General features: G+C 61.7%; 3 protein-coding genes and 3 pseudogenes. 1 reads left to right on the forward strand and 5 read right to left on the reverse strand.

The window, feature by feature from the left end; genetic code table 11:
* Positions 1-356 precede the first annotated feature (356 nt).
* The 5 genes and pseudogenes from ACZ5MJ_RS33160 to ACZ5MJ_RS33180 form a co-directional block, all read right to left on the reverse strand.
* The gene (locus ACZ5MJ_RS33160) at positions 357-902 is read right to left on the reverse strand and encodes a hypothetical protein (protein WP_464227027.1); all 546 of its coding nucleotides are present in this window, start codon (positions 900-902) and stop codon (positions 357-359) included.
* Positions 899-8,767 (reverse strand): FG-GAP-like repeat-containing protein, encoded by a 7,869-nt coding sequence (locus tag ACZ5MJ_RS33165; protein WP_464227028.1) that lies wholly within the window; start codon positions 8,765-8,767, stop codon positions 899-901. The genes ACZ5MJ_RS33160 and ACZ5MJ_RS33165 overlap by 4 nt, the downstream gene beginning before the upstream one ends.
* A 58-nt stretch (positions 8,768-8,825) precedes the next feature.
* Entirely contained in the window at positions 8,826-9,275 is a 450-nt protein-coding gene (locus ACZ5MJ_RS33170) for an OmpA family protein (RefSeq protein WP_464227029.1), read from the reverse strand.
* A 354-nt stretch (positions 9,276-9,629) separates the two neighbouring features.
* Positions 9,630-9,753: pseudogene (locus ACZ5MJ_RS33175) on the reverse strand (IS5/IS1182 family transposase); the annotation flags it as partial.
* Between the two features lie 142 nt (positions 9,754-9,895).
* Positions 9,896-10,092: pseudogene (locus ACZ5MJ_RS33180) on the reverse strand (hypothetical protein); the annotation flags it as partial.
* Between ACZ5MJ_RS33180 and ACZ5MJ_RS33185 the strand changes: the two are divergent.
* Positions 10,089-12,166, forward strand: a pseudogene (locus tag ACZ5MJ_RS33185) (Tn3 family transposase); the annotation flags it as partial. The pseudogenes ACZ5MJ_RS33180 and ACZ5MJ_RS33185 overlap by 4 nt on opposite strands.
* Positions 12,167-12,526 lie beyond the last annotated feature (360 nt).

Raw genomic sequence — 12,526 nt, forward strand, 5'->3', positions numbered from 1 at the left:
CACCGAATACTGACAAGTATTATGAGGCTGTTCCGTGGCAATTTTCGTGGCAAAGCCAAACACCGATTCTGGCCAGCGCCCATTTTGCATTGCCCCGGGACCCAGAGGGCATTGCGCAGGCCCGTCCGCTTTTAGGCACGAATCATCATATTTGACGCGTGAAGAATTCGGCAGGGCGTCGGCCAGCGGCAGGCGAAGCACGGTGCCACCCGAATAACGATGCTGCGTCGGCAGGGCTTGGATGAGATTTCAGGAGGACCGGGCGCGGTACTCGGCCCGCAATGGGCGTGGCCCTTGGTCGCAGGCCGCACAGACAGGAAGCATGCTGCTTGGGCGGGGAGTGCTTCAGCAGCCTGCTAGAGCGCTGATTTCCAGACGACAAAGCCCTCCCCAGCAAATGCGGCGACGGCAATCAAGTCGGCGCTGACGAACAAGGTCTCGACGTCAGGCGCCTCTGCCACGCCTCGTATGAGCAGGAAGCTCCACGTCACAAAATACTCACTCATCTGCTCGGCCAATTGAAGCGCTGTGGCGCTGCGAGACGGCCATTTCGCATAGAGCTGTCCGGATATGTCGGCGAGCGGGTCAACGAGCGCAGCATCGTCTTCTTTCGTTAAATACGGTTCGTGAACATAGAGCATTGATGAGGTCGCGCCTCTCAGCGCCTCTTCGGCCAGCTGACGCAATGGAACGGCAATAGGCGTAAGGCGCATGGCCCCTGACGTTATCGAATTCGCCGTCTTGGTTGGCAGTCCGCTCAAGGGATCGAGCGAAGGATAATTGGCCAGCTCGCCGGGGATGACAAAGAACCTGCCTTCGCCGGGCTCCCAGGTCGAGCTGGGAGCCAGCTGCCGGTCATGGATGTAGGCGCGCAGGTAGGCCTTCAATCGGTCGTCGTTCATTTCGGTGTCGCGTTCTTGTCCTTGTCGATACGCCACTGTTTCTGCTTGCTGTATCGATCATTGAAGTCCCAATGCGGCTCCACTCCCGGGGGGTGATTGAGGTCGGGGTGGATGCTTTGCCCTGGATTACTTGGATTCTTGTAGCCACCGGTAGCACTGCCCGGCGGCCCATTTCCTACCCATGGCCATGTTTTGCCGTCCGCACCCACCGGAGGCTTGGAAGGGTCGTAGAAATCGAAGTCCGGCAGGATCGGACCGCCTTCGCTGTAAACTACATCGTACAGATAACCGGCGATGGCACCGCCGGCAGCTCCTCCAAAGGCGATCTCCCCTGGTGTTGCTAGGATATTCAACCCGCCCGTCGACGCATCGATAACTAGCGAACCGGTCGCCGTCGCCGCGATCCCGAAGGCGGCTCCCCGCGACACCCATTGGGTCCTGTGAGCGAGATCATTAAAAGTGTAGGAATACAGTCCGAGAATGGCGCCGTTGGCGAATTTTTCGCCGTTGATCTCGGCCACCGTACCACCAACAAGCGCCGCCCTCGCCATGTTGGCAGAGGTACTCTCGAGCTCGATCGAACTGCTCGCCTTCGTGGCGGCCGCGGCAGCAAAGCCCTTCCAGAAGTTGCCGCCCTGCATCGCGTTGATGCCACCCCCGACCACCCCGTGGGCGGCGATCGCGCCGACTGAGTGTTCCGCGCCCACGAACGCCGTGCCAACCGCGTTGAAGGCTCCTGCCGTGATTCCGCCAATGACGGCACCTCGGACGGTGGCGAACAAGACGTCGTTCAGGTTTCCGCCATAGAGGATGGCCGAGGTGGCCCCCGAGATGGCGCCGACGATCATGCCGGCGAGGATCGGGCTTGCAGCGCCAGCCGTGGCGACCGTGGCCGCGATCGCGACCGTCGTGATCGCGACCTCCTTCCAGTTCTGCTGGATCCAGTGCCGGGTATCGTCGTTCCCGCCGAGGAACGCGCCCACTATCGCACCGCCTGGCCCGCCTGTCACAAAGCCGACAATGCCACCCACGATCGCACCGCCCAAGCTCCAGTAGCCGGAGGGATCGATATATCGGAGCGGGTTATCGTTTGCGAAAAGGTAACGTCCGATCGTTTGGGTGCTGCCCGCGTCGGCTCCCACCGGGTCCGCCGATAGGAACATGCCGGTAGAGGGGTCGTATACCCGGCCGTTCATGTGGATCAGCCCGAAGGCGACGAGGTGCTCGTGCCCACCGAAGCCCATCGTCCAAGTGGCACCGAGGGCATCGCCCAATGTCGTGAGATCAGCCCGGGTTCGATGGCCCCATGCACCGTACCAGAAGCGTGCGGCGATCGCGCCCTTGCCATCCGTCACTGCCACCGCACTACCGAGCTGGTCTTTGATGACCAGCCACAGGCGAAGGGGGTCTGTAACGCTTGCGCTGTTGCCCGTCTGCCTAGCACGAACCTGAAGTGCCCCGAAGACGCCGTCCGGTCCCGCAAGGAAGTAGCGATATGTTACCTGTCGCTTTCCCGGGTCCCGCGCGGTGTACTGGCTGATGCGCTCGTATGCGCCGACATAGACTGTCTCCGTGACCTCCCCACCGACGGTCTGCACCTGTCGGAACCGGGTGCCATCGGGCGCGTACTCGAAGGTAGAGGTATCCCCGTTGGCCAGGCGGATGGAGGCCAGCCGGTTGTCATCGGTGTAACCGTAGGTCGCGCCGTTCAGTCCCTTGTCGCGGTTCCCGTTGGCGTCGTAATGGTATCGAGACACGACGCCACCGGTCATTGTCGAAGTGACCGCGTGCTCGGGCTGCCATTCACCCTGCGGCGTGTCGCGCCAGTAGGCGAAGGATGACGCCGGCCCCAGCTGCCGCAGGCGGCCGCCGTTGTCGTAGCGGAAGGTCAGCGGCGCGCCAGCGCCCGTCATCGAGGTCAGGCGGTCGAGGTCGTCATAGCCGAATGTCTCGTCGACTTTCTGGACACCCTCCCGGCGCCGGCGGACGTTTCCAGTAGCGTCATAGTCGAGCGTCAGGCTCATAATGGCGGAATTGTCCACCGCAGTTGCGCTCATTGAGCTCAGGCGATCGGTCTGCGCGTCGTACGCAGCGCGCGTCCTGACGCCTTCGCCCATGCTTGCGTCGGTGACCCGTCCCGACTGATCAATCTGGAGAGCCTGCCAGTACGGCCTAGCGCCGGAGTCGTCCGTGACCCTGTAGAGGTAGCCCTTGGCATCGTAGCGATTGTTGGCAGCAACAGGCTGCCCGCTGGGATTCACGGGATATACGGTCCGCGTCACCCGCCGGTATTGATCACGCTCGTACGTCGTGGTGAACGACTCCGGTCCAACCTTCATCGTCTCTGTGGCAACGTCGCCATTGGCGTCGTAGGTGTAGGACTTCTCGAAGCGCCTGTTATCCCACATGCGGGTCAGGCGGCCGATGCCGAACTGAGTTGCGTCAAATTCCCAGTGTAGTGAAAGGCCGCCGCCGACCTTGCTGGTGACCCGGCCTAGCTCGTCATGCGTGAACGTGAAGCGCGTGTTCTCGGCATCCGTCAGCGCGACGAGCTGGCCCAGACCATCGTACTCGTACCTGATGCGGCCGAGGTCGGGATCGACCAACTCGGTGCGTTGGCCGAGTTCGTATTTCATCCTCGTTATCGACCCAGTCGGCCCGACGATCGCCTCGACCCGGTCAGCGGGATCGTAGGCGTAGGTCGTCGCGCCGCGCAGGGTGTCGGTCACGCGCCCGGGTAGGTTGCGGCCGTTGACCTCGGTAATGGTAGAACGAGGGCTCGCGCCCTGGAGGCTGACGGTGATCACGCGACCGCCGCCGGACCGCCCGGCGTAGCTCGTCAGCGTGACCTGACCGTCGGCCGCCGTCCGCTTGACGATCCGGTTTAGGACATCGTACTCGATCCGCTCCCATCGCGGGCTTGCGGTGCTGTCGTGGGCCACGGCGGTCGCGACCGGTCGGCCCAGCCGGTCATAGCTGGTCTCCTGGTACAGTGGGCGACGGTCGGACGGGTTCTGGGTGTACCCCTCGCTAACGGTCCGCACCGTACGGCCACGGCCATCCAGTAAAGCAATTATGGGCGGGAGGATGCCCTTCTGGACCCAGACCGCATTCACGGCGGGTATGCCCGCCAGCGCAGCGGGATTGTGGAGGTCGGTGGCCCGGAGGTATTTGGTGACCGCCTGAAGGCCACTGTTGTCGGTTGCAAGGACCGGCCTTCCAAACCCGTCGTAGCGAAACGACTTTTTGATCTGGTTGTCCTCGTCTGTGACCAGCAGCGGGGCGCCATCTTGGAGCCTGGACTGCGTAGTGACCCTATAGGTGCGCTGGGGCGTGACAATGCGGGACTCGATCGCGAACCGCCTCAGCGGGTCGAACCCGATCTCGTTTCGACGGGCGACCCCAGCGGTCGTGATCTGCACGACGACGACGTTGCCGAACTCATCGCGCTCAAAAGTCTTCGTCACGGCCTTGGGCGCGCCGTCGTCGAGCGTTTCGGACGCGATGAGGCCGGTTTCGCTGTCATATGAAAAGGCCGAGGTCCTGACCTCGGACCTCTTCGCCCCGCCAGAGCCGCCATTGTCAGTCTGGGTAACTGTCGAGCTTGTCAGCCGGCCGAGGAACCAGTTGGCGGGATCGTCTTGGGCATAAACGTTGTTGCCGGTCGACACCGACGTGCCGTCACTTCTCGTGGTAACAGTTTGCTGGACCTCCAGCCACCGCGTCAGCAGGTCGGCAGGTTCGTCGTAGGTGATCGTCGACGTCTCGCGCGACGCGAGCTTGCCATCGAGTTCCCAGAGGCTCCGGCTCGTAGAGTTCACGGCCACCTGCCAGAACTTAAACTGGGCTCCGGACGCGGGCTGGGCTGTGCCCATCCTCGTACCGTAGTTGCTTGTCGTCTCGGCAAGAAGCTGGATTCCGGGAACCGCTGACGCCGGGCAGAGGTTACTGCCAGCCCGGCTTGCCTGCGACAGCCACGACGACGTAATCGCGCAGCTGGCCTCGCGCACCGGCCGGTTTGCCACGAGCAGCGAGCGGCCATACTCGGTGCGGGTCAAGACCTGGCTGGTTTCGTCGAACGCTTCCCGCCAGCCAAATCCCAGAGATCGCATTGCTTCCGTGTCGATCTCATAGTCGCCGTAGCGATACGAGACGGCCATGTCCCGGCCTGCCCCCTCCGAAGTCACCACGCGTCGAACCACGTAGCTCGTGGGAACTGGCGAGATCAGGGGCAAGGCTGTCGCGCTTGCCGCTCGCTGGTACACCTTGCCCCACAGGGTCGAATTCGCGTTCTCGCCAGTGGCGCGTTCGGGATCCGCCTCGAGCAGGGTCTGGTAGAAGACCGCGGTAGAGATGCCGTTGCCTTGGTCGACCTTGCGGAGGACGTCCGCCCGCCGGCCGGTGTTCAGAAGCACGCTTTGCTGGGCTACCGCACCCCCTTGCGGCGCATAGGACTGGACCGCATCGAGAAGCCCGTCCCCGTTGACGTCGATGAGCCGGAGGCCTTGGTCGGCGCTGTTCTCGTCGATGAACGCCGGGACTGCTGCGATGGCATTTCCCGGCGCGGCGGTCCACCCGGTGCCCGAGTTGAACCAGGCTCCCCGCGCGACCGATCCATCCGGAAGCTTGCGCGAGTATAAGATGTCCGGAAGGCCGTCTCCGTTCAGGTCCACGAGCCGGAAGGATGGGTCGCCCGTCTTGTCGGACAAGGCATCAAGCGGCACCTGCCACGCCGCAGAAGCCACAAACCTCCTGCCCGTGGACAGCCATGATACCGACCGGTTCAAGCCTCCGGCGCGCTCCGTGTACACGAGATCGGCAAGACCATCGCCGTTGAGGTCAGTCCACTGCACCATCGCGAACCGGTTCCGCGACGTTTCGTCGAGCAGCACCGGCATTCTGGCGGAGGTTGGCGCCTGCGTCCAGCCACTGCCCGTGTTGTACCAGACCTCGTTCACCTCCCTCGTCGGATCGAGGGGGTGCTTGAAGCGCGCGACGACGTCCGCCAGCCCATCACCGTTGACGTCGACGAGCTCGACCCCGACGGAGTCTGAACGTTCCCGGCCGGTCGCTCCAAGCGCCACGATCGGCAGGGGAGATGTGTAGGCAGCGGCCTGCTGCCACCCGGATGAGGTGTTCAGGAACGCAGCGCCCCTGAACAGCGTGCGATCAAGGTCGCAGTTTGCCCCTGAGCCCGGGGGAATGCACTTCTCGACAGGGACTTGCTGGCCGTTCGCAAGCTTCGTCACAGTGCTCTGCAGGATATCGATGCGGCCGTCACCGTTCAGGTCGACCATCCGGACACCGAGGTCGCCTACCTGCTCGGCCGCGAACGGTACGGGCGGGATGAGGGGCGAGCCCTTCCGCTCCTCCCACTTCCTGCCGCCCGCTCCGTCTGGGACGTTTTTGTAGTAGGCCGCAACCACGCTCCCGTCCGCCCTGCGGTAAGAATAGAGCAGGTCGACATAGCCGTCGTTGTCGACGTCGACGAACTGGGCTGGGTCTCCCGCAATTTTGTCGCCTGCGAGCGGCAATGGCGGGATAAGTCCGGGTGCCGGGATCCAACCCGAAGCAGTGTTGATGAATGCTCCAGCTGCAGGCGGACCACCCGGCACCGACGTGCCGTCGCGACTGTACAACACGTCCGTTAGGCCGTCGCCGTTGAGGTCGATGAATCGAACGCCCCGATCCTGCCGATCGTGCCGCGCGAACGCTACGCGCGGGCTGAGCGTAGGCGTCTCCACAAGTCCTGTCGCGGTGCCACGGTACACCTGGCCAAAGCCATTGCGACTGCCCTCCGGCACCGCGATGTCGGCAATGCCGTCACCGTCGAGATCACCGACATAGGCGCGCAGTTCGCTGTCGGCGAGCGGGGCGTTAACCTGGAACGCGGCGGGCAGCGCATGCCAGCCACCCGCGTCGAAACCGAAGGCAAACCGTTGATCGGGGCTCCCCTCGAGGTGCCGCGATGCCAGCACCTCGGGTCGCCCGTCGCCATTGACGTCGGCGACGACCGCATTGGACGGATTGCCGGCCGCGTCGACGAGATCGAACGGTGGTGCAAAGGCCGGTGCGGCGGTCCAGCCGCTCGCCGACGCCAGGAACGACGCGTGGATACCCACTTTCTGCGACGAGGCAACGATGTCGAGGCACCCGTCGCCGTTAAGGTCGATCTGCCGGATCGCAGCGGCGCCTGCACTGGAATCGATAGGAATCGCAAACTGTGCTGCGGTCACCGCGGTCCAGCCCGGGGCCGTGTAGCGGTAAACCAGCCACTTTCCAGGGGACTGCGGGTCCCGAAGAACGAGTTCGGGCTTGCCGTCGCAATCGACGTCGATGAGCAACGCGTCCTTGGTCAGCGCGACGGGCGGGACATGCGCGCCGTCGGCCTTCCAGCCATTGCCGTCGCTCGCAAGGAAACCACTTCCTGACGTGCTTGTGTAAAGCAGGTCCGGTCCTCTCCCGCCTGACCATCGGCCCGTGAGCACGATCGCCGTCCGCTCGCCATTTTCCGCAAGGTTGAACGGAAGTGCGAAAGCCGGTGTCTCGGCCCAATTGGACGCCGTGGAAAGCCAAGCCCGGCGCTCGACGGAGCCGTCGCTCTGCTTGTTCGCCTGGAGAAGGTCCGCCTTTCCATCTCCGTCGACGTCAAGCAGCAGGCCCCCGGCATCCTTTCCTTCGCCGGTAATGAACGCGAACGGTGGCCGGAAGTCGTCCATCGCCGTCCAGCCGGTCGGGTCGTTTCTATAAGCGAAGCTTTCAAGGCGACCATCTATCTGCACTGCAAACAGGAGATCGGGACGCCCGCCGTTAGTCGAGAAGATGTTGCTGAACCGGTAACCAGCGGATAGGTCTTCCTTCACGGCCAGCGCCGTGATGGGGAGCGTGTGGGTGGCAGCCGTCCACCCCGTCGCCAGCGGCGAGTATTCCATTGTTGTCGGCTGGGTCTGGACGCTGTCGGTCTCATCGAATTGCCGCACCGTCTTGAGGACGAAGCCGTTCAGTGAATCACGCTCTTCATATTCGAAGGCGTAGCGAGCGACCTGGACGCCAGGCGAAGAGGCAATGTCCCTCCTCGGGGAAATTCGGGCGACGACCTGCTTTAAGCGATACTTGCGTTCCACGAGCTGGCCGGCAACGTAGGCGGGCACAGGACGCGCGATGGCCTCGTAGCTGAAGTCAACTGCCGCGTAGGGCGCGAGTTCCGTCGCTCCCTGACTCCGCGCGTGATGCCCAGTGTATCTGACGCTCGTCAGATGATAGTCGCCATCCCCTCCCTGCGAATAGAGGAACTGGATGAAGTTTCCAGCGGTATCCTGAACTTCGCTGGCGGCCAATAGGAGCGTCTGCCCACCAGCAACCTTTACGCGGCTGTTATTGGATCCGTCGAAAAGGATGCGGGCGCCGCCCTTGGTCTCCACGAGGAAAGTCGCGAGACCAAGCTTATCGTCGGTCTGCGTGATCCTCGTGAGATCGTCGACTTCCTTGCGATAGACGATCCTCGTGGCCGCGCCGGTTCCGTTGCGCTCGACCGGAACAATGCGCTGTCCGTCGAGGAACAGCGCGTCATCGTCGTCTAAGTTGACGCCCGCGATCTTCCCGTCTGTATGGACCGTCCTCGCCCCGCGGCTAATGACGGAGAAGCCGCTGATCGACCACCCCGCGCCAAGTTCACCTTGCGAGGCTTGGCTGCTGTACCTGAGGCTGAGCTGCGGTTCGGACCCGGCGGTACCCGGTGCGGCCTTCAGATCAATCGCATAAGTGGCGCTTCCGGACGACGATACCGAAAACGCACCGTTTATCGACTTACCGTCAAACGACTGGGCGTGGGCGAGCAGGGAGAAAATGCCAAGCAGGAAGGGCACCAGACTTTTCACAATGTGCCGTCCTGTCGACATGCGGCCGCCCATTTTTGCAGTCGATCTAACTGATGACTTTGATGACCACCCTGCGATTTAATGCCTCGGGCTGGTCCTCGGAAGGCACCACAGGCTCATACTCGCCCTTCCAGTCGACGGTCAGCGACCGGGTGGGTATCCCGTAAGCCTTGAGGAGACCAACGACCGTCGAGGCTCGCCTTTGGGACAGAAGGAGATTGTATGTGGCGTCGCCAGCCTGGTCCGCGTAGCCAACGACCCGTACCTGGCTCGCTCCCGACGCGACGGCGCCCTGCGCAGCAACGCGAACTGCTTCGCGGCTTCTCAAATTGAGCCGGCTGCTGTTGAACGAAAAATAGACTATCGTGGTGCCGTCGCTCGAAACCGGATTGGGGCGCTTAGCGGATGGCCGCGCCGATAGGCCCGATCCACTGGACGCTGCCACTAGAAGAAGGCAGGCCACGCCGATACGTATCCTGGTACGACCGCTCGCCATAGCAGCTCCGTTCAACTCGGACGTGGAAGGCCGTGGCTCGCACCGGAGGACAGCGCCACAATAATGGGCATGCCGGCCTATGAGGAAGCCCCTTGGTCCGCTGAGATTAGTCGATAAAAACTCGAGGCGCAATAACCTATCGATTTGCGCCACGTGAAGTTGAGTGGCGTTCCAGCGCAAATCTGAATCAGGCGTTGCGCCGTGCGCCCTCGCCGACGTACCGCGAACGGGTGAAACCCGCAGCCATGCGCGTGCGTACGTGTGCCGCCCAGGCTAACTGGCCAGAAAAATGGGTTCAATCCTTGCCAATGTTGCCGGTCGGTACACGGCCAGTCTTTGTCGCTCTTAGAAGTTCTAACAAAATGACTTCCTGAGGTGGCGCCAGAAAATAATGCAGCACGCCATTTTTCAGGAAGGCCTCATGGATGGTCGCGAGGCGCTCGAAGCGCACACGCAATCGATTGAAGTTGTGCAACCAGGGGTGGCTTTGATTTTGGTGCAATTTACGACGGTTTGCGAACCCAGGTTTGGCGCGGGCATCGAGAGATAAGTCATTGATTGCAAATCCATTTCCGACCTTCCTTCGATCATGCGCATTTGGTGGCAATGCAAGTCTGATTTCAGCTCGCAGCCCTTGTTTTGGGTGCCGTCTGTGACCGCAGCAACTGTCCGGTGTAATGTCAATCGGGAAGCGATAGACGCCTCGCAAGTTGATGCTCTCCACCCTCGTTGGCGCGATGCGTTCGAACAACTCGGCTGGCACGGGCTGCCACCGGCTCATCTGCTGGTCGAGCACCGTCTGCATCCACGCCACCAGCGTTGCTTTCCGTGTCCAAACGCACGCAACTGGTGACGGAGGCCCGGGCGCTTGACATTGCTGAGCTCAGGTCGCTCAAGCCAGCCAAACGATTAATGTTAGCCGTGCTCTTCATTCACGCGCAGTTGCAGAAGGCGCTCGACGATGTGGCCGAAATCTTCATCAAGGTCATGCGCAAGCTTGAGGGCCTCGCCAGGACCCGACTGCAGCAATATCAGCTCGCGCATGCCGACTCCTTGTAAGACCTGGTCAGCCAGTTCCGTGATGTGCTGCAGGTTCTGGAGGATGACGGCATTGCCGATATCTTCCGGCTGGATAAGGTGCGTGAGGTGCTCGGTAACGATGCAGCGGGTGCGCTTGCCCGCTGCAATGAGCATATCGCGTACGCTGGCAACTTCGATCTTCCATTCATGCTCGCGCCGTACCGCCAGCAGCGTTCCCTGCTCTTTCAGTGCCTTGAGGTCTTGCCGCTCAAATCGAGTTCGCAGGACAAGACGGTCCTGGTGGCACTGGCCTGGATTCAGGGCTTCCGGACCTCGCACCGTGAACATTTGCACCTTACCGACGACGATCTGCTGAACCTTCCGCTCGGCTGGTTCCCGGCCAAGTGGGAGAAGGCCATCTTTCCGGACGGCCGGAGTACGCGTCTGCTCCATCGCAGGTACGTTGAGCTGTGCGTGTTTGATCAGGTCATGCGTGAGCTGAGTTCGGGTGACCTTTACGTTGAGGGCAGCGACCGCTTTGACGACTTCCGCCTCCATCAGGTATCCGAGGAGGTGTTCGAGCAGGAGTTACCGCATTACTGTGACATCGTTGGCCTGCCAGCGGCTGGCGAGAACTTTGTCAGAACACTACGGGACAGACTGAGCACGGCCCTCGACGCGGTGGATGCCAACTTCCCTGAGAACAACGGCATCGAGTTCGGAGAACAGGGCTGATCATTCACCGGCCCGGCAAGGCGCCTGACCCGCCCAACATGATGCTGATCGACCAGGCCATCACCGCATCCATGCCGCAGATCGGCATCCTTGATGTGCTGACCGAGACGGAGTAATGGCTGAATCTGCATAGGCTGTTCGGCCCACTGTCCGGCTTCGATGCCAAGCTCGACGACCCTCGCAAACGAGTTATCTGCACCCTATTCTGCTACGGTTGCAATCTTGGACCGAGCCAGAGGGCTCGATCCGTCAAAGGGTTGAGCCGCAAGCAAATTGCATGGCTGAACCTGCGTCACGTCACGGAGGAACGTCTCGACAAGGCCATTGTGAAGGTCATCAACGCATACAATCAGTTCGCGCTACCGAAGTACTGGGGCAGTGGCAAACGCGCGTCCGCGGATGGCACGAAGTGGACTGTGTATGAGCAGAATTTGCTGTCGGAGTATCACATCCGTTATGGCGGCTACGGCGGGATTGGCTACTACCATGTCTCCGACATGTACATCGCACTCTTCAGCAACTTCATTCCGTGCGGCGTGCATGAGGCGGTGTACATCCTGGACGGCCTCATCAGAAATGGCTCTGAGATTCAGCCGGATACCATTCACGGTGACACTCAGGCGCAGAGCGGGCCGGTGTTTGGTCTGTCCTATCTGCTGGGCATCAACCTGATGCCGCGCATGCGCAATATCAAAGATCTGGTGCTATACAAGGCGGACCGGCGCCGACGATACGACCATATCGAGCGCCTGTGCCGCCGGTCCATCGACTGGGACCTGATCCAACGACACTACCTTGACATGATGCGGGTTGCCGTCTCGATCAAGGCCGGCAAGATGACACCGTCGACCATCCTACGTCGGCTGGGTTCGGAGAGCACGAAGAATAAGCTTTACTTCGCGTTCCGGGAACTGGGTCGCGTTATCCGCACGCTGTTCTCGCTGAAATACCTGAGCGACCCGGAGCTCCGGCGCACTATTCAAGCCGCGACCAACAAGAGCGAGCAGTTCAATGACTTCGCGCAGTGGTTGATATTTGGCGGCGACGGGGTCATCGCCGAAAATCTGCGGCACGAGCAGCGCAAGGTGATCAAGTGCAACCAGCTGGTTGCCAACATGGTCACCCTCATTGAAGTAGCGCTCCATATCTGCCGCAACTGATTCCCGAAGGCCTGAGTGCTCCTTGCACCACTTCCAAAGGCCGGACACCTTGGGTACCACTACAGTTTCGCTAGGCGAACAGAATGCCTCTGGTGCTCCAGGGATCACCGTGGATTTCCCATGGTCCTCGCGATACTCTGGTTTAGGAACTGGCAGAGCAATCGCTGCAATTGTTTCGTCAGGCTCAGCTATGCCCGAATCGCCGACCACGACGGCGAGGTCAGGGACAATTTCGAGGACACCCGCAAGCGTACTCGGCGCGCAACCAGGCTCGACGAACCTGACTGAGGCTACTCGCTTTGCAGCTTCATCTGGTGCTGCTGGCAGATTCGAGAA

It is taken from the genome of Cupriavidus sp. LA-1 (genome assembly GCF_055385985.1).